An 18,959-nucleotide genomic window follows, 5' to 3' on the forward strand; every position below is an offset into this window, starting at 1 on the left:
GTTGGATAAGCCCCTACTTTTTTGCAAGGGGTGGCCTCCTGATGAAGCAATCTCGTCCAGCGCCGGATCTATGGCTTTTCGTTTGTATTTTAAGCTTATTAGCCATCGGCATGGTTATGGTATACAGTGCGGGCGCCGTCCTCGCTTTTCACGAGTACGGGGACTCCTACTATTTTGTAAAGCGGCAATTGCTGTTTGCAGGGCTCGGTCTTGTAGCGATGTACTTTACTGCCAGAACGGACTACCGGATCTGGCAGAAATATGCCAAGGTTGTGTTGTTGATCTGTCTAGCGTTGCTGGTTGCCGTATTAATTCCCGGCATTGGTGTAGTAAGAGGCGGGGCACGAAGCTGGCTCGGTATTAGCTCTTTCGGCATTCAGCCTTCCGAGTTTATGAAGCTGGGTATGATTCTTTTTCTCGCTCGTTGGCTCAGTCGTCCTGACTATGATATTAGCTCTTTTACGCGCGGCCTGTTGCCCCCGCTTGGACTCATGGGACTGGCTTTTGGGCTTATTATGCTCCAGCCCGATTTGGGCACTGGCACGGTAATGATGGGAGCGTCCATGCTCATCGTATTTACGGCAGGCGCGCGTATGAAGCATCTCGGTCTGCTGGCTTTGTCGGGAGCAGCAGGGCTTGCTGCACTGATTGCAGCTGCACCTTATCGGCTCCAGCGCATCACCGCTTTTCTGGACCCTTGGTCCGATCCGCTTGGCGCAGGTTATCAAATTATTCAATCGCTATATGCGATTGGTCCTGGCGGCCTAGCGGGCTTGGGGCTTGGCATGAGTCGACAAAAATATAGCTACGTTCCTGAGCCGCAGACTGATTTTATTTTTTCCATTTTGGCGGAGGAGCTTGGCTTTATCGGTGGAATGGCGGTGTTGGGGCTCTTTTTGGTTCTCGTGTGGAGAGGAATGCGTGTCGCTATAACCATTCCGGATACCTATGGTAGTTTGCTTGCGGTGGGTATTGTCGCAATGGTCGCGGTACAGGTCGTCATTAATATTGGGGTCGTTATCGGTTTAATGCCGGTGACAGGAATAACACTGCCCTTAATCAGCTATGGAGGTTCTTCTCTGACCTTAATGCTAACTGCTCTGGGCATTTTACTAAATTTATCACGTTATGCGAGGTGAACGTTTATGCGCGTCGTGTTGAGCGGCGGCGGCACCGGAGGGCATATTTATCCGGCGCTGGCCGTAGCCAGACAGTGCGAAGAGATTGATTCGGACGCTGAATTTTTATACATTGGCGGTCAACGAGGACTCGAAAGCAAGTTGGTTCCTCAGGAAAAAATTCCATTTGAGGCTATTGATATCACAGGATTTCGTCGCAGCTTGTCTGTGGAAAATATAAAAACGATCATGCGCTTTTTCAAAGGGGTTCGCAGATCCAAAGCATTATTAAAGAAATTTAAGCCAGATGTCGTTATTGGCACGGGGGGATATGTATGCGGTCCCGTCGTTTATGCAGCTTCCAAGTTGGGAATTCCCAGCATTATTCATGAGCAAAATGCAATTCCAGGGCTGACTAATACATTTCTGAGTCGCTATGTGGATACAGTGGCTGTTAGTTTTGAAGGCTCAGAAGGAGCTTTCCCCAAAGCTAAAAATGTACTGTACACCGGGAACCCGCGTGCTACAACAGTTCGTTTGGCTAACCGGGATCGGGGATTTGCTACTATTGGGGTTCCGATGAACAGCTCGGTCGTCCTTGTGGTCGGTGGCAGCAGGGGAGCGAAGGCCATTAATGACGCCATGATTGCAATGGCTCCGCAACTTTCGCAACTGAAAGACGTCCATTTTGTATATGTAACCGGTGAATCTTATTATGAGCAAACGCTGGATAGCATACGGAATCAGATCGGCTCATTGCCCAATCATCTACACGTGCTTCCCTATATTCACAATATGCCAGAGGTGCTGGCTTGTACCTCATTAATTGTTAATCGCGCAGGTGCGTCCTTCTTGGCAGAGATCACATCGTTGGGCATTCCGTCCATTCTGATCCCATCACCTAATGTGACGAATAACCATCAGGAGGCTAATGCTCGTACACTTGAAAAGGCAGGCGCATCCGTCATGATTGTAGAAAAGGAACTGAGTGGCCCGGCCCTGTTTCAATCTATAGCGGGAATTATGAAGGATGAGGCATGGCGGAGTCGTATGGCAGAGTCGGCGTCTGCGCTTGGCAAGCCTGACTCAGCAGATATTTTAGTAAAAGAAATGGAACGTCTTGCCCATAAAAGGTAGTCTGCAGCGCAGAATTGGGCGGTTGTCACACACCGGATGGTATTTACATAGGATACCCTATAGATTGTGACCATCACTCAGGCTGCCGGTTGTCAGGTGAGAGCCTTATAACCATGCGGGGCAAGCAACAAGGAGGTTTCAGTACAATGCAGCAATGGATGCCATTATTAGCGGAGCATGATATCGGAAAAGTGCTGGAGCATGAGCCGCTGTCCAAATATACGACATGGAGGATTGGAGGCCCTGCGGATGCACTTGTCATCCCGGATACCAAAGAGCAGCTGGCAAGAGTATTGAAGCTGGCTAGCGAGCACGGAATTCCCTGGATGCAGTTGGGTCGGGGCTCCAACATGCTCGTCTCTGACAAAGGGATACGGGGACTTGTGATCAAGCTGGGGCCAGGATTTGATTATGTTCATTTTGAAGATGAACAGATCGTTGCTGGAGGAGGCGTTTCACTGGTCAAACTGTGCGTTATGGCCAGCAAGCAGGGCCTGTCCGGCCTTGAATTTGCTGGTGGTATCCCAGGATCAGTCGGTGGGGCTGTCTACATGAACGCCGGTGCCCATGGGTCTGATGTGTCACAAATATTCCAGTCCGCTGAGATTGTGCTGGATACAGGGGAATTGGTTGTGTACGATGCCGAGAATATGCATTTCAGCTATCGTCACTCCGTGTTGCATGAGCAACGTGGAATGGTGACAGAGGCAGTGTTTCGGATGAAGCGGGGCGACCGCGAGGAAATTTCAGCAGCACTTGCGGCTTTTAAAGACCGCCGCCGGCTGACCCAGCCGTTACAGTTAGCTTGTGCAGGAAGCGTATTCCGTAATCCTCCAGGAGACTATGCTGCTCGTCTTATTGAGAGCGCAGGTCTCAAGGGCTTGAAGGCGGGAGGCGCAGAGGTATCTGTACAGCATGCCAATTTCATTGTAAATACCGGTCAAGCGACAGCAGAGGACGTGCTTACCCTAATGAAGCATATTCAAAGTACAATATCATCTCAAACCGGCATCAAGCTAGTTCCGGAGGTTTTCGTAGTGGGTGAGCGGTAAACTCGGAGGTGATACATTGGACAAATTGGTGATTGAGGGAGGCCGTCCCCTGTCAGGCACCATACGTATCCATGGGGCAAAAAATGCGGCACTACCTATTCTTGCAGCGAGCTTACTAGCACAAGGTAAGGTAGAAATTCGGAATGTGCCCCATCTTTTAGACATTAAGGTCATGCTGCACATCCTTGAAAGACTCGGCTGTACATGCCGACATGAAGAGGAAACGGTATACGTGGATACGTCGTCCGTCCGAACGTTCCAAATTCCAGAAGATTTGATGAAGCAAATGCGCTCATCTATCTTTCTGATGGGACCGCTGCTCGCCAGATATGGAGAAGTTTCCATTTACCAGCCCGGAGGCTGCGCCATAGGCGAGCGCAAAATTGATCTTCACCTAGAGGGCTTAAAAGCTCTTGGCGCAGAGATAGAGGAAAAAGACGAGCAAATTACATTTCGAGCCCACAAGCTAATCGGCTCGGACATCCACATGGATTTCCCGAGTGTAGGTGCAACGGAAAATATTATGATGGCCGCTGCGTTGGCTGAAGGACGAACAACGATCACCAATGCAGCGAGGGAACCGGAAATTCAGGATCTACAAAACTTCTTGAATGCCATGGGAGCCCGCATTATCGGTGCTGGAACCGACACGATTACAATTACGGGGGTCAGTCGCCTCAATCCGTGTACGTATGAGGTCATTCCTGACCGCATAGTAGCTGGAACGGTTATGATCGCAGCTGCAGCTACACGAGGAAGTGTGTCGCTGACCCACTGCAATCCATCCCACTTGTCTGCTCTGATTCATGTCCTCAGGCGGGCTGGTGTTCAAATCGGCATCTTGAATGATATAATGACCGTAAGTTGTATGAGTCGTCCCAAAGCAGTGGAAAGGATCGTTACCTCCCCTTACCCGTCTTTTCCGACGGATTTGCAATCTCAGGTCATGGTTCTGCTTTCCTTGGCGGACGGATTCAGTGTCATGAAAGAGACCGTCTTCGAAAGCCGATTCAAACATGTAGATGAACTAAATGTAATGGGTGCTGATATTACGGTTGATGCAAATGCTGCTTTTATAAGAGGAGTTTCTCGTCTGTACGGGGCTACGGTAGAGGCTACCGATCTGCGGGCAGGGGCTGCGCTGGTCATAGCGGGTCTAGCGGCTCAAGGATGTACCATTGTCGAGCAGGTTCATCATATTGACAGAGGGTATGACCGAATCGAACGTCTTTTCCAGGGACTGGGTGCCCGAATGAGCCGTCAGTCTCCGGTGCCGGAGCAGCTGGATTTCGTAAATTAATGCCTGTAATGTCCCTCCGTTAACGGGGGGACAAAAGGCTTTTGTGGAGAGAAGCTATGCCAAATGCTCAAATACCTGTTCTTAAAAAGAACAGAACGAAAAAAAGTACAAGCCGGAAGATTGCTATTCTTCTCATTTTGTTGTTTATCGTACTGCTTGCTGTTCTCTTTTTCCGTTCTTCGTTGAGTCGGGTTTCTGAAATTCGTTTTGATGGTAATGTATTTTCGACCCGAGATCAGCTTCTTAATCGAAGCGGTCTGGCTGTTGGAGATCAGTATTTCGGAGTCAGTTCATCCGACATCTCTGAGAAACTGCGGGAAATTCAATCGATACAGCAAGTCACAGTGGACAAGCAGTTTCCGGGGATTATTGCTATTCACATTAAAGAGTTTGCTACGGTCGCTTACGAGTTGCAGAGTGACGGGAGCCTTCGTGCTATTCTAGCGAACGGGACAAGCGTGGGCGTGGGGAGTAGCGGAATAGCCGTTGAGAAGCCTATTTTGACCAAATGGAAATCTGATGATCCGTACAAAGCGAAGCTGTGTGATGCTTTATCACGCATTCCGGGGGAATGGACAGCCGATATTTCAGAAATTATTCCCGCGCCGATTCCTTCTTTTCCGGACCGCATCAAAATGTACACACGTTCCCAGTTTGAGGTTATTACAACCGTTTCTCTACTGAATTCTAAAATCAGCTATTTGAACCAGGTGCTAGAAACAGAAGATCCAGGTTTGATCACCATGTTGGAGGCGGATTCCTACGTTCCGTTCAAACCGGATACGAGTGAAGAGGGCCAAGAAAAAGATACTACTCAGTGATGTGAAAAAATGCTAGAATTGATTTTATGGGTAATAGACTTGCCTCCTTCTTTTTTCTTCAAATTTTTATGTGACTGCAACCATAAATTGGCTTCTAAAAAATTTGTAGAAAAAAGAGGGAAAGCATGGAGTTTGTTGAATATGTACAGAGTGTGTTTAAAGAACGAAATTCATTTTGGAGTCAGGAGGTGCCACAGACTTGAGCAACAATGACATCATTGTTAGTTTGGACATCGGTACATCCAAAGTTCGGGCTATTATTGGGGAAATGAATAATGGAACCTTTAATATTATTGGAGTTGGATCTGCCGACTCGGAAGGGATTCGCAAAGGTGCAATTGTAGACATTGATCAAACCGTGCAATCAATCCGTAACGCCGTGGATCACGCAGAACGCATGGTTGGTATTCAAATAACAGAAGTGTATGTGGGGATTTCAGGCAATCATATTGGCCTGCAAAATAGTCATGGCGTAGTAGCCGTGTCCAACGAGGACCGTGAAATCGGTGAGGAGGACATTGAGCGTGTACTGAAGGCAGCTGAGGTTATTGCTGTACCACCGGAGAGAGAAATTATTGACGTGGTAGCCAAGCAGTATGTCGTGGATGGCCTTGAAGGCATTCAGGACCCTCGCGGTATGATTGGAGTTCGTCTCGAAGTAGAGGCTACGATTGTTACTGGAGGCAAGACCCCGATACATAATCTGTTGCGCTGCGTTGAGAAAGCCGGCTTGAGGATTAAAGATCTGGTCTTGCTGCCTCTTGGAGCCGGACAATTGTCTCTTTCGAAGGATGAAAAGGTGATGGGTTCGGTGCTGGTGGATATTGGTGCAGGTTCTACGAATGTTGCTATTTTCCAGGAAGGAACGATTGTTGCCACATCTACACTTCCGATTGGTGGAGAATTTGTAACCAATGATATTGCCTACGGACTGAGAACCCTTACCGATCAAGCCGAAAAAGTAAAGCTTAAGTACGGCTGCGCATGGTATGATGATGCGGCAGCCGATGTCGTCTTTAAAGTGACGCGTATCGGCAGTAACGTGGATAAGGAGTTCAACCAGCAGGATTTGGCTGCTATTATTGAGCCGAGAGTGCAGGAAATTTTTCAACTCATTCAGGCGGAAGTTAAGCGCTTGGGTTACACAGAGCTTCCGGGAGGTTATATACTTACCGGAGGCACCGTCTCCATGCCTGGTGTACTTCAGGTGGCACAAAGCGAACTGGCCGCTTCCGTAAGGATCGCCGTACCTGATTTTATCGGTGTAAGGGATCCGGGTTACACGAGCGGAGTTGGAATCTTGCATAATGCTATTCGTTACTATCGCGGAAGATCGACTAGCGTTAGCAACAGTGGCGGAAGTACCAAGAAGCCGACTAACCGAACCAAAAGCAGTAGTCCCGCTGCGGAAGGCGAGCAAAAGCAGGGGTTGATTGAACGCTTAAAAAATATGTTCAGTGAATTTATATAACGTTCATTGCTAATTATGCCAATCATGGACGGGCCATCCATGCACATTGAGGGGGAGATGGAATAGTATGTTGGAATTTGATTTTGAAATGGAGAGCTTGGCTCAAATTAAAGTGATCGGCGTCGGAGGCGGCGGCAGCAATGCGGTTAACCGAATGATCGAAAATGGTGTTCAGGGTGTGGAGTTCATCACAGTCAATACAGATGCCCAGGCACTTCATTTAGCGAAGTCTGAGCATAAGCTTCAAATTGGGGATAAGCTGACCCGCGGTCTGGGTGCCGGTGCTAACCCCGATGTGGGTAAAAAAGCGGCTGAAGAGTCGCGTGAGCTCATTATGAATACGCTCAAAGGTGCGGATATGGTATTCGTAACGGCGGGAATGGGTGGCGGTACTGGAACCGGAGCGGCTCCTGTCATTGCTGAAATTGCCAAGGAATGCGGCGCGCTGACTGTGGGCGTGGTAACCCGACCATTCACGTTTGAAGGGCGTAAGCGTTCCAATCAAGCTGAACTTGGTATTGAGGGATTAAAAGAAAAAGTAGACACTTTGATAGTAATCCCGAATGACCGTTTGCTTGAAATTGTGGATAAGAAAACCCCAATGTTGGAAGCATTCCGTGAAGCAGACAATGTTCTGCGTCAGGCGGTACAAGGTATTTCAGATTTGATCGCTGTACCGGGTCTAATCAACCTCGACTTTGCTGACGTTAAGACGATTATGACGGAGCGTGGCTCCGCTTTGATGGGGATTGGCGAAGCAACTGGTGAAAATCGTGCGGCTGAAGCAGCACGCAAGGCTATCATGAGCCCGTTGTTGGAGACATCCATTGAAGGTGCTCGTGGTGTGATTATGAACATCACTGGTGGCAACAACCTGTCTCTATATGAGGTTAATGAGGCAGCTGAAATTGTAACATCGGCTTCCGATCCGGAAGTAAACATGATTTTCGGTGCTATCATTGACGAAGAGTTGAAAGAAGAGATCAAGGTTACCGTCATTGCCACTGGCTTTGAAGGCAAGCCAAGTCAACCCGCACCGGGACGTAAACCGGCAGCCAACCCGGCTACTTCCGAATCGGCGGAAAAAGGCTCTCCTAACTTGCGTCCATTTGGTAACACTCAAAGCAGTGACCAATTAGACATTCCTACATTCTTACGTAACCGTTCGCGCAATAATAATAACGATAACTAGTTTCAATTCAGACTGCCCGCATTCTCCTTGGAGATGCGGGCTTCTTTCTGTTTTCCGCATCCTGCAGTTCAGGCGCTTCTCCTCTTTCCGACAAAATTAGTCGGTCACCGTCCCCACCGTTAGACAGACTTTGAACAGCATGACTACTATACTTAAGCCTATCCTGCAAACGCTGGGCGGGTGAAGCCTTGGTTGTTTATATAGACTTGATTTTTTTGGCCAATTTGTTCATTGATGCTGTGCTGCTGATGGTCACCGCCTGGATGAGAAAAATCCGTTCAGTGTGGTGGAGGTTGATGGCTTCAGCTGGAATCGGCGCAATGTACGTGGTCATGATGTTTGTGCCGGAACTGTCCTTTTTATTTACGTTCCTGATCAAACTGGCATTATCGGTCATAATGCTGCTGGTGGCTTTTGGATTTGGCAGCATGCAAAAGTATCTTCGTACAATGGGTGCTTTTTACATGATCAATTTTGTAGCTGCAGGTGGTATTTTGGGGATGCATTATTTTCTCCAAAATACGGGGGAATTGTTTAATGGTATCTGGTACACCGCTTCGGGAGGAATGTCTTTTGAACTGAAAATCGCATTCTGGTTTATTTTATGCGCATTTGGCGGAGTGATGCTTTTCTTTCGTATTGTGCAGTCCTCAAAGCAGCGCACAGAAAGGATGAGTGGGTTTCTGGGACAAGTGCAGGTGTGGATTGGGCAAGATCATATTGAGTGTACAGGCTTGTTGGATACAGGTAACCAGCTCTATGATCCTTTGACCCGAACCCCGGTGATGGTCATGGAGGCGGCCTTGTGGGAATCGTATTTGCCCGCCTCCTGGCTTCGAAAATGTTCTGAGGGTAATGCTGACCAACTGGTGATGGAACTGGGGGACGAATCGTTTAGCTGGCAGGATCGTGTTCGTCTCGTCCCCTATCGTGGAATTAACCGCAGTCATTCCTTTATGCTCGCCCTCAAACCAGACCGAGTAGAGGTGGTGATGAATGGGGCTCATTTTGTACATCATCGAGTGTTGATTGGCTTGGATGGGGGAACATTGTCAGCAGAGGGTAAGTATCGTGCCATCATCCACCCGGATGTGACGGCACAAGAAGAGGGCAGTGCTGATACCAACCAGAAACGAGATGCACATTTTAGTGAGCATTTTACGGAATCAGGATGACGAGCATAAACACAAAATGATGTTTGAAGGCGACGAGAAATATCCAATGGTGAAATGGGCGGAACACAGCTGGAATTGCACTATTTTCAAAAGGGGGAGAATGATATGTGGGAACAGATGAAATTGAAGATGAAAATTAGGCTAGCGTTGCAATTGCAATATTATCGTATTTTATTTTTATTTGGGCTGAAAAGTGAAGAAATTTATTATATTGGCGGCAGCGAGGCGCTCCCCCCACCGCTGACGAGAGACGAAGAAGAATATTTGCTGGGGAAACTTTCTTCTGGAGATGCAGCAGTACGGTCGATGCTAATCGAAAGAAATTTGCGGTTAGTCGTATATATTGCCCGTAAATTTGAGAATACGGGAATCAACATTGAGGATCTCGTATCCATTGGTGCTATTGGACTAATCAAAGCGGTTAACACTTTTGATCCAGAGAAGAAAATCAAACTTGCGACATATGCGTCTCGATGCATTGAGAATGAGATTTTGATGTATTTGCGTCGCAATAGTAAAACGAGAACGGAAGTTTCTTTTGATGAGCCTCTGAATATTGATTGGGACGGTAATGAATTATTGCTTTCCGATGTGATGGGGACGGAAAATGATACCATTTACCGTAATATTGAGGAGCAGGTGGACCGTAAATTATTGCATAAGGCACTGGATAAGTTGACGGATCGAGAGCGTTTGATTATGGAGCTGCGCTTCGGCTTACAAGACGGAGAAGAGAAGACACAGAAGGATGTTGCTGACCTGTTGGGTATCTCGCAATCGTATATTTCGCGTCTGGAAAAGCGAATTATAAAGCGCTTACGAAAAGAATTCAATAAAATGGTATAATGCATGGGTATATCCGGAAGCGATGGAAACGGCGAATAAAAAAATGCCCTCAGGAGATAATGTACATTAATGTTGCTCCTTGGGAGGTAAGACACGATGACCCGAAATAAAGTGGAAATTTGCGGTGTGGATACCGCCAAACTGCCGGTATTAACCAATGCAGAAATGCGCGAGTTGTTCACATCACTTCAGCAAAATAATGAACGATCAGCCAGAGAAAAATTGGTCAACGGCAATCTCCGACTCGTCCTGAGTGTGATTCAACGATTTAACAATCGGGGAGAGTTTGTGGACGATTTGTTCCAGGTAGGATGTATCGGCCTAATGAAGGCGATTGATAATTTTGACCTTTCGCAAAACGTAAAGTTCTCCACTTATGCGGTGCCGATGATTATCGGAGAGATCCGCCGTTATTTGCGGGATAACAATCCGATCCGTGTATCTCGTTCGTTACGGGATATTGCATATAAGGCGCTTCAGGTGCGGGACAGTCTGACGAATCTGAACTCGCGAGAACCAACGATTTTTGAAATTTCAGAGGCACTGAATGTGCCCAAAGAAGACGTTGTGTTCGCGTTGGATGCGATTCAGGATCCGGTTTCGCTGTTCGAGCCGATATATCACGACGGGGGCGACCCAATCTATGTGATGGATCAGATCAGTGATGACAGAAATAAAGACGTCTCATGGATTGAGGAAATCGCTCTGCGGGAAGCGATGCATCGCCTGGGCCAGCGTGAAAAGATGATATTGTCTATGCGTTTTTATGAAGGAAAGACGCAAATGGAGGTTGCCGACGAAATCGGTATCTCTCAAGCCCAGGTTTCAAGATTAGAGAAGTCGGCTATACAGCAAATGCAAAAACATGTAAAGTCCTAATGAAATGAATGCTTGAATGATTCAGCGATAAAAACGATCCTACCGGATCGTTTTTGCGTTTACAGGACATTTTTTGGGCTCTTCCGCTCATATAGTGAAATAAAGGATGTGATGCGTGTGAGTGCACCGGAAACGTCAGTAAGAGCAATGAAAATTTCCGAGTTTCAAACCAAGGATGTCATTAACATTGTAGATGGAAGACGTCTGGGACAAATCAGTGATTTGGAGATTGACGTGCGGCAGGGGAAAATTGAAGCCATTGTGGTTCCAGGCAGCAGTCGTTTTATGGGCTGGTTTGGAGGCGGAAGCGAGTTGGTCATTCCGTGGCGCAACATTGTGAAAATTGGTTCGGATGTTGTGCTTGTACGACTGGAAGGATTGCATGAGCCGCCGGGTGAAGGGGAGGAAAAGTTGTATATCGAACGTCAAGAGCGGAGTGACCGACGGGGCTTCTGAACTTGCAGATCTACGTATTTTAGTGTGTTGTGAAGACACGGCGGCGGCTTTTTGGTACACTGGGCAGTAGAGGTGAGAATGAATGGAACCATTTGTAGTGAACACCGAGGCTACGGGGGCTGCGCTTATGAAAGATGGCGGACGTCCCGTACCGGAGTTGTTATATATTCAATCTTGGGAGCGGCAGGTTCAGGGATTAACAGCGGGTTTTACAGGTCGTCATGGCGGTGTCAGTGAGGTGCCCTACGCTAGTCTGAACTGTGCGTTCCATGTGGGGGATGACCCCGAGCAAGTTATTCGTAACCGTCGGCTCATTGCTGAGCAGCTTGGCTTTGCTGCTGAAGCGTGGACGTGCGGTGAACAGGTTCATGGTCATCATGTTGCCGTGGTCAAGGCTGCTGATCGCGGGCGGGGCTTTATGGATCGTGCATCCGCTTTTCAGGACACAGATGGACTTTTGACGAATGTACCTGGCATTTTGCTGACGTCCTTTTATGCAGACTGTGTACCATTATATTTTTGTGATCCAGTCCGCCGTGTGATTGGGTTGGCGCATGCAGGCTGGAAGGGAACCGTTGCGGAAATCGCATTGAAAATGGTACAGACCATGCAAAGCGAATATGGATCTCAGCCGTCTGATATACTAGCAGCTATTGGTCCTTCCATTGGTTCTGAATCCTATGAGGTGGATGAGCACGTGATGAGCCAAATTCGGGTTTTGGAGTATGATTGCCCGGGTAATGATAAATGGGAAGGTTCTGTTTACTTTCCCTTAACCACCGGAAAAACACTACTTGACTTGAAACAATGCAATCGACACATTATGATGAAAGCAGGAATATTGCCGAGCCATATCGAATGTACTACCTTATGCACGAGTAGCCGTAGCGATTTGTTTTTTTCATATCGCAAAGAAGGCGGCGTCACAGGAAGAATGGCGAGTTGGATTGGTCTGGAAGAGAGGTGAGTCCTCCCGTGTCTTTGGAGGAACGAATTAAAGAAGTGAATGCCCGTGTAGAAGCGGCATGTGCCCGAAGCGGACGTTCGCGTGATGAAGTTAATGTGATCGCTGTCACCAAATATGTTTCGGCGGCGACAATGACATCGGTACTGGATAGCGACTTAGAGCATGTGGGCGAAAATCGCTGGCAGGATGCTGCGGATAAATGGAGCAAGTTGGGTGACCGGGGAACGTGGCATTTTATTGGTCATCTCCAAACGAATAAGGTTAAAGATGTGATTGGAAAATTTAAATTTATACATTCGCTTGACCGCTTATCGCTCGCTCAGGAATTGGACAAGAAGGCAGCCGCTCTGGGACTGCGAGTTAAAGCTTTTGTGCAAGTCAATATTTCTGGGGAAATATCCAAATATGGCTTGTCCTCTGAGGCGGTTGTCCCCTTTTTGGAACAAATTCGCGAGTTGGAGCATGTGGACGTAATTGGCTTGATGACGATGGCTCCTCATGAGGAAGACCCGGAAAAAACTCGGCCTGTGTTTCGGGGATTACGTGAATTACGGGATAGGTTAAATGGACAAGCCTTGACCAGAGAACCCATCGTTCACTTGTCTATGGGGATGTCCAATGATTTTGAAGTGGCGGTTGAAGAGGGAGCGACCTGGCTGCGGCTTGGTTCCGTACTGGTCGGACGAGAGGAGGATTTCCATTGGGCGTAATGAATAAGTTCATGAACTTTCTGGGGCTTCAGGAAGAAGAGGAAGTTATAGAGCGAGAGGTTATGAATACGCCGGAAGATCAAGAAATTGAAACCCCAAGCTTTGATAAACGTAAGAACCAGAAGAGCACTAATGTTGTCAGCATCCATTCACAGAAAAATGTGAAAGTTGTCCTGTATGAGCCGCGTTCTTATGATGAAGCACAGGAAATTGCCGACCATATCCGTTCCCATCGTACCGTCGTAGTTAATTTGCAACGAATTCGCAAGGATCAGGCGCTGCGCATTATTGATTTTTTGAGTGGTACTGTGTATGCACTGGGTGGTGGTATTTCCAAGGTCGGGAACAATATTTTTCTGTGTACACCAGACACGGTTGAGATTCAAGGCTCTATTACGGAAATACTGGCTGACACTGAACAAGAACTTAACAGAATGAGGTGAACTTTTCTTGATCGAGGTAATTTACTGGCTATTTCAGATTTATTCGTACATGATCATTGCATATGTTCTGCTGTCATGGCTTCCTAATGCCAGAGAGAGTGTAATTGGCGATTTACTTGCCAAGTTTGTGGAGCCGTATTTGTCTCCTTTTCGCAGGTTTATACCGCCAATCTTCGGGATGATTGATATTTCACCCATCGTTGCGCTGATTGCTCTGCGTTTTGCGTCATACGGTTTGATTTCTTTAATTGGTAATTTCGTCTAGGAGGAGTTATGCGAACTGAGATTTATGAGCATTTTCACCCGGATGAACGGGATTATGTGGATCGCGCTTCCGAATGGATCAGTCATGCGGGAGCTTATCATGAGCAGAAGCTGACTGATTTTTTGGACCCGCGCCAACAGTACATATTGGAGACACTTGCTTCGAAGGAAGACAAGGTCACGATTAGGGTAGATGGCGGATATATGGCTTCAGAACGAAAGCGGGCGCTTATTGCGCCCGATTATTCGTATTTGGACGGTGAGGAGATGGGGATTCAGGTCCTTTCCATCACATCTGACGATCATAAAGTAGGTACTCTTGAACACGGTGATTATCTAGGTGCCCTACTGGGACTTGGAATCAAACGTGGGAAAATCGGGGACATTCATGTACTTGATGATGGGTGCCATGTATTGGTAGCTTCAGAGATTGTCGATTTTATGACGATGCATTTGCAGCAGGTACATCGTGTCCATGTATGGACAGAACTGTTGCCTGTAGCGAGTCTGCGAACGAAGGAAGTTGCATTAGAGGCGCTAGATCTGAATGTCGCTTCTTTACGACTGGACGGTATTGCCAGCGATGTATACAAGCTAAGCCGCAGTAAAATATTAACACCGATTCGGGCGGGACGGTGCCGGGTAAATTGGAAGGTGGAGGAGAATCCATCCACTCCACTTAAAGCTGGGGACGTTATTTCCATGCAGGGTTTTGGGCGTTTCAAAGTGCTTGAAACAGACGGGATGACAAAAAAGGGAAGATTCCGTGTCAAAATTGGTAAGTTTGTATAGCTGTAGGCAGGAATCACGAGCTTTCTGTCGAAAGAATTAAGCTATAGCGAAGAACTGGAACGATTTTGCTCTGTACAGTATTCACAAAACGGGGTATGATGACCGATAGATGATAGTGAGCGTCGTGACGCGGAAAATGTATTTTTTGTCAATCTTATAGGAGGTGGACGGCATGCCATTAACGCCATTGGATATACATAACAAGGAATTTGCCCGCCGGCTTCGCGGTTATGATGAGGATCAGGTTAATGAATTTTTGGATCAGGTGATCAAAGATTACGAGGGCGTTATTCGTGAAAATAAAGAACTGAGCACCGAGTTGTTGAACGTACAGGAGAAGCTCGATCATTTCGCGACGATTGAGGATACGCTGAGTAAGACGATTATCGTGGCGCAGGAAGCGGCTGATGAAGTTCGTAACAACGCCAAGAAAGAATCCCAACTGATCGTGAAGGAAGCGGAAAAAAATGCGGACCGTATTGTGAACGAAGCATTGTCTAAATCCCGCAAGATCGCGTTGGAGGTTGAAGAACTGAAGAAGCAGGCATCGATTTACCGAGCACGGTTTCGTACACTGGTGGAAGCACAGCTTGACTTGTTAAGCCAAGACGGCTGGGAAGCCCTTGAAAACCGGGAACGCGAAGTACTGGAGCGCGAGCGTGAGATGAAAGAAATTTACTAATTTCATTTCTGACAAGCTTTTATTAGGCTTTGTTAGGGTTGACTTTTATCTTTAAACAGGCTATAACTGTAAATACTATACTGAATTCAATGATTATCCGTCCGTCGGCTGATGGTTGTTATTCAAGGCAACGATGTTGCTGATTTAATATTCGATGAATTTAACATGTTTAATTCGTTGATGGGAACGAGTACGTCATGATTTGTCCCTCAGAGAGTTGGCCTTCCGGTGCAAGCCAACGTTCAGAACATGACCGAAGATCCTCCCGGAGAAGTGAGCTGAAGCGCTTAAGATTTTTTATGGCGTGTGTAAGCAATCACCGTTTGCCATGCGTTATAATGGCGCCCTGCTGTAGTTGAGTGGGGCTCAGAGAGCCGTGATGAGACTGTATTTTAGAATGGTCTGTTTTTACGGAATCAGGGTGGTAACGCGAGCACAGTCTCGTCCCTTTACAGGGATGGGGCTTTTTTTGTTGCTTTTTTTAGGAAATGCTAGGGAAATCAATGATGAGCAGAGAGGGAGTATGACAGTATGAACAGAGTGGATGTTAAAGAAAAAGCACGGTCCCGTGACCTGCGCATCCTGAGCAAATGGAAACAAGAGGACACATTCCGTAAATCCATCACAAATCGTGAAGGAAAGCCCAATTTTGTGTTTTATGAGGGCCCGCCAACAGCTAACGGTAAACCGCATATCGGTCACGTGCTGGGCCGTGTAATTAAGGATTTTGTAGGCCGCTATCAGACAATGAAGGGATACCGCGTCGTACGTAAGGCAGGCTGGGACACGCATGGCTTGCCGGTAGAATTGGGTGTACAAAAGCAACTGGGAATCTCCCACAAACCTGAAATTGAAGAATATGGCGTTGAAAAGTTTATTAAAAAATGTAAGGCAAGCGTGTTTGAGTACGAGCAACAATGGCGTGATCTAACCGAAGCGATCGGATACTGGACTGACCTCGATAACCCGTACATTACATTGGATAATAACTATATCGAGAGCGTATGGAACATTTTGGCGACAATTCATGAAAAAGATCTGCTGTATCGTGGTCATCGTGTGAGTCCGTATTGCCCGGATTGTCAGACGACGCTAAGTTCTCATGAAGTAGCGCAGGGCTACAAAGATGTGAAGGATCTGAGTGCCACGGCCAAATTCAAGTTGCATAGCAGTGGTGAATATGTACTGGCTTGGACCACAACACCTTGGACCTTGCCGAGTCACGTGGCGCTCGCCGTCAACCCTGAACTGGAATATGCACGTGTGAAGCAGGAAGACGGTGTATACATCGTTGCTAAAAATCTGGTTGAGGACGTAATTAAAGGCGATCATGAAGTGATTGGCACACTATCCGGTTCAGAACTGGTTGGCCAAACGTATACCCCGCCATTTACGTATTTTCAGGTTGAGAAGGGTAATCAGATTCTGGGTGCGAAGTTCGTAACAGACTCCAGCGGTACAGGTATCGTTCATATGGCTCCGGCGCATGGTGAGGATGATTACCGGGTATGTCGTGAAAATGGTGTTGAATTCATCAACGTGGTGGATCTCCAAGGTAACTATGTAGAGGAAATCACTGATTTTGCAGGTCGTTTTGTGAAAGACTGTGATGTAGATATTGTTAAAATGCTGTCCGAAAAAGGTTTGCTGTACAGCAAGGAAAAATACGAGCATAGCTATCCGTTCTGCTGGCGATGCGATACTCCATTATTGTACTATGCTATGGACAGCTGGTTTATCAAAACAACTGCGATCAAGGATCAACTGATTGCCAATAACAGCGAAGTCGAATGGTACCCGGGGCATATACGTGAAGGACGTTTTGGCAAGTTTTTGGAGGAACTGGTGGATTGGAACATCAGTCGCGATCGCTATTGGGGTACACCGCTAAACATCTGGGTTTGTGAAGAAACTGGAGAACAGTTCGCTCCACATAGTATTGCTGAATTGAGGGAACGTGCGATTGGCGTTGTACCAGCGGACATCGAGCTGCACAAACCATATGTAGATGATATTAAGGTTCGTAGCCAATGCGGTAAATACGAGATGACTCGTACACCGGAAGTCATCGACGTATGGTTCGATAGTGGCTCTATGCCGTTTGCACAGCATCATTATCCTTTTGAAAATAATGAAACGTTCGAGCAGCAATTTCCTGCAGATATGATCTGCGAAGGGATTGACCAGACTCGTGGCTGGTTCTATAGCTTGCTTGCGGTTTCGACTATGCTGACTGGCAAAGCTCCTTATAAAGCTGTCATGGCGACAGGCCATGTACTGGATGAGCAGGGGCAGAAAATGTCTAAATCCAAGGGTAATGTTATTGATCCGTGGGAAGTGATTGACGAGTACGGTACAGATGCTTTCCGCTGGGCATTGCTGTCTGATAGTGCACCATGGAATAGCAAACGTTTTTCCAAAGGCATTGTAGGTGAGGCTAAATCGAAGCTGGTGGATACGCTTGTAAATACACACGCTTTTCTGACTTTGTATGCGGATATCGACGGATTTGATCCGGCACAGCATCCGTTCAAACCATCGGCTCATAAGTTGGATCGTTGGATTTTGTCCCGTCTGAACAGCCTCATTTTGGTAGTGGACAAAGCGCTGGCTGTAAATGACTTCCTGAACTCATCTAAAGCAATTGAATCGTTTGTTGATGAGCTGAGCAACTGGTATATCCGTCGTTCACGCGACCGATTCTGGGGCAATGGTCTTACAGAAGATAAGCTGGATGCATACCGTACACTGACTGAGGTGCTGTTAACGACTGCCAAACTGCTTGCGCCGTTTACACCACTGCTTGCAGAGGATATTTACCTCAACCTAAGCAACGGGGAAAGTGTTCATCTGGATGATTATCCGACTGCCAATGAGTCCTTGATCGATTTGGAACTGGAACGAGATATGGAAACGGCACGCCGTGTCGTTGAATTGGCGCGTAACGTCCGCAACGAAACGGGTTTGAAAACGCGTCAACCGTTGTCCGAGTTGATTCTGTCCATGGATCAGGACTTTGAACTGAGTGGCTATGAGGAAATCATCAAAGATGAGATTAACGTGAAGCATATTCATGTTGAGACGGACGATAGCGGCTTTGTAGATTTTACACTGAAACTGAATTTGAAAGTAGCAGGCAAGAAATACGGCAAAAATGTCGGTTTCCTACAAAACTTTTTCAAAGGAATGTCTGCTGAGGATACCCGTTCTGTTGTAGAAAAAGGAGTGTTAAACGTCGCTTCTCCAGAAGGTGAAGAGCTGCAAGTTACGGCCGAAGAACTGCTGGTGGAGAAAAAAGCGAAAGAAGGCTTCGCTTCTGCTTCCGGTTATGGCTTAACGGTAGCGTTGAACACAGACATTACGCCAGAGCTGGAGCAAGAGGGTTGGGTACGTGAAGTGGTTCGTGCGGTACAGGATTATCGTAAAAAACTGGATCTGCCGATTGAAAAGTATGTGGCGTTGACGTTGGATGTAGATAATGAGCTGCGTCTGGCCATCGAAAGCTTCGATTCTGTGTTGCGTGAGAACGTATTGGTTACTACTGTGACATTTGGTCAAGCCGAACCGGCAGAACATGTGGAAGTGAACGGTAAAACCATCGGCGTTCATATTGGAGAATAATTACAAGCCCCCTGTCCCATAATACAATAACAG

General features: G+C 47.1%; 18 protein-coding genes and 1 other annotated feature. All 18 genes read left to right on the forward strand.

Annotation, left to right across the window (positions count from 1 at the left end; all coding sequences use genetic code 11):
* The first annotated feature begins 41 nt into the window (after positions 1-41).
* The 18 genes from spoVE (at position 42) to ileS (ending at position 18,926) form a co-directional block, all read left to right on the forward strand.
* Positions 42-1,139, forward strand: coding sequence for a stage V sporulation protein E (spoVE, locus tag NSS66_RS15740; RefSeq protein ID WP_340959323.1), 1,098 nt, complete (start codon positions 42-44; stop codon positions 1,137-1,139).
* Between the two features lie 6 nt (positions 1,140-1,145).
* A complete protein-coding gene (murG, locus tag NSS66_RS15745; protein ID WP_028540482.1) occupies positions 1,146-2,255 on the forward strand; it encodes an undecaprenyldiphospho-muramoylpentapeptide beta-N-acetylglucosaminyltransferase in 1,110 nt (369 codons plus the stop codon).
* A 146-nt stretch (positions 2,256-2,401) separates the two neighbouring features.
* Positions 2,402-3,307 carry a UDP-N-acetylmuramate dehydrogenase gene (gene murB / locus NSS66_RS15750; RefSeq protein WP_023989446.1) on the forward strand — a complete coding sequence of 302 codons (906 nt, stop codon included), beginning with the start codon at positions 2,402-2,404 and terminating at the stop codon, positions 3,305-3,307.
* Positions 3,297-4,607 (forward strand): UDP-N-acetylglucosamine 1-carboxyvinyltransferase, encoded by a 1,311-nt coding sequence (gene murA / locus NSS66_RS15755; RefSeq protein ID WP_176716858.1) that lies wholly within the window; start codon positions 3,297-3,299, stop codon positions 4,605-4,607. Before murB ends, murA begins: the two co-directional genes overlap by 11 nt.
* 56 nt (positions 4,608-4,663) lie before the next feature.
* Positions 4,664-5,428 carry a cell division protein FtsQ/DivIB gene (locus NSS66_RS15760; RefSeq protein ID WP_023989444.1) on the forward strand — a complete coding sequence of 255 codons (765 nt, stop codon included), beginning with the start codon at positions 4,664-4,666 and terminating at the stop codon, positions 5,426-5,428.
* A 199-nt stretch (positions 5,429-5,627) separates the two neighbouring features.
* Positions 5,628-6,899 carry a cell division protein FtsA gene (ftsA, locus tag NSS66_RS15765; RefSeq protein ID WP_013311085.1) on the forward strand — a complete coding sequence of 424 codons (1,272 nt, stop codon included), beginning with the start codon at positions 5,628-5,630 and terminating at the stop codon, positions 6,897-6,899.
* A gap of 67 nt (positions 6,900-6,966) precedes the next feature.
* On the forward strand, positions 6,967-8,091 hold the full coding sequence (ftsZ, locus tag NSS66_RS15770; RefSeq protein ID WP_013311084.1) for a cell division protein FtsZ: 1,125 nt from the start codon (positions 6,967-6,969) through the stop codon (positions 8,089-8,091).
* 188 nt (positions 8,092-8,279) lie between these two features.
* Positions 8,280-9,266 (forward strand): sigma-E processing peptidase SpoIIGA, encoded by a 987-nt coding sequence (gene spoIIGA / locus NSS66_RS15775; RefSeq protein WP_340959325.1) that lies wholly within the window; start codon positions 8,280-8,282, stop codon positions 9,264-9,266.
* Positions 9,267-9,371: 105 nt separating this feature from the next.
* Entirely contained in the window at positions 9,372-10,112 is a 741-nt protein-coding gene (sigE, locus tag NSS66_RS15780; protein WP_175405300.1) for an RNA polymerase sporulation sigma factor SigE, read from the forward strand.
* 96 nt (positions 10,113-10,208) lie between these two features.
* Positions 10,209-10,991 (forward strand): RNA polymerase sporulation sigma factor SigG, encoded by a 783-nt coding sequence (gene sigG / locus NSS66_RS15785; RefSeq protein ID WP_007431182.1) that lies wholly within the window; start codon positions 10,209-10,211, stop codon positions 10,989-10,991.
* 111 nt (positions 10,992-11,102) lie between these two features.
* Positions 11,103-11,447 (forward strand): YlmC/YmxH family sporulation protein, encoded by a 345-nt coding sequence (locus NSS66_RS15790; protein ID WP_023989440.1) that lies wholly within the window; start codon positions 11,103-11,105, stop codon positions 11,445-11,447.
* An 82-nt stretch (positions 11,448-11,529) separates the two neighbouring features.
* A complete protein-coding gene (gene pgeF / locus NSS66_RS15795) occupies positions 11,530-12,414 on the forward strand; it encodes a peptidoglycan editing factor PgeF (protein WP_340959327.1) in 885 nt (294 codons plus the stop codon).
* Positions 12,415-12,422: 8 nt separating this feature from the next.
* Positions 12,423-13,124: a YggS family pyridoxal phosphate-dependent enzyme gene (locus tag NSS66_RS15800; protein WP_025718637.1), complete on the forward strand. Its 702-nt coding sequence runs from the start codon at positions 12,423-12,425 to the stop codon at positions 13,122-13,124.
* Positions 13,115-13,567 (forward strand): cell division protein SepF, encoded by a 453-nt coding sequence (locus tag NSS66_RS15805; RefSeq protein WP_023989437.1) that lies wholly within the window; start codon positions 13,115-13,117, stop codon positions 13,565-13,567. The genes NSS66_RS15800 and NSS66_RS15805 overlap by 10 nt, the downstream gene beginning before the upstream one ends.
* Positions 13,568-13,574: 7 nt before the next feature.
* Entirely contained in the window at positions 13,575-13,832 is a 258-nt protein-coding gene (locus NSS66_RS15810; protein WP_023989436.1) for a YggT family protein, read from the forward strand.
* Between the two features lie 8 nt (positions 13,833-13,840).
* Positions 13,841-14,623, forward strand: coding sequence for a YlmH family RNA-binding protein (locus tag NSS66_RS15815; protein ID WP_340959328.1), 783 nt, complete (start codon positions 13,841-13,843; stop codon positions 14,621-14,623).
* A gap of 172 nt (positions 14,624-14,795) precedes the next feature.
* On the forward strand, positions 14,796-15,305 hold the full coding sequence (locus NSS66_RS15820; RefSeq protein WP_023989434.1) for a DivIVA domain-containing protein: 510 nt from the start codon (positions 14,796-14,798) through the stop codon (positions 15,303-15,305).
* A gap of 168 nt (positions 15,306-15,473) precedes the next feature.
* Positions 15,474-15,757 (forward strand) — a binding site (T-box leader).
* Between the two features lie 79 nt (positions 15,758-15,836).
* The gene (ileS, locus tag NSS66_RS15825) at positions 15,837-18,926 is read left to right on the forward strand and encodes an isoleucine--tRNA ligase (RefSeq protein ID WP_340959330.1); all 3,090 of its coding nucleotides are present in this window, start codon (positions 15,837-15,839) and stop codon (positions 18,924-18,926) included.
* Positions 18,927-18,959: the final 33 nt, after the last annotated feature.

It is taken from the genome of Paenibacillus sp. FSL R10-2748 (assembly GCF_038005565.1).
Taxonomy (GTDB): Bacteria; Bacillota; Bacilli; order Paenibacillales; family Paenibacillaceae; genus Paenibacillus; species Paenibacillus polymyxa_B.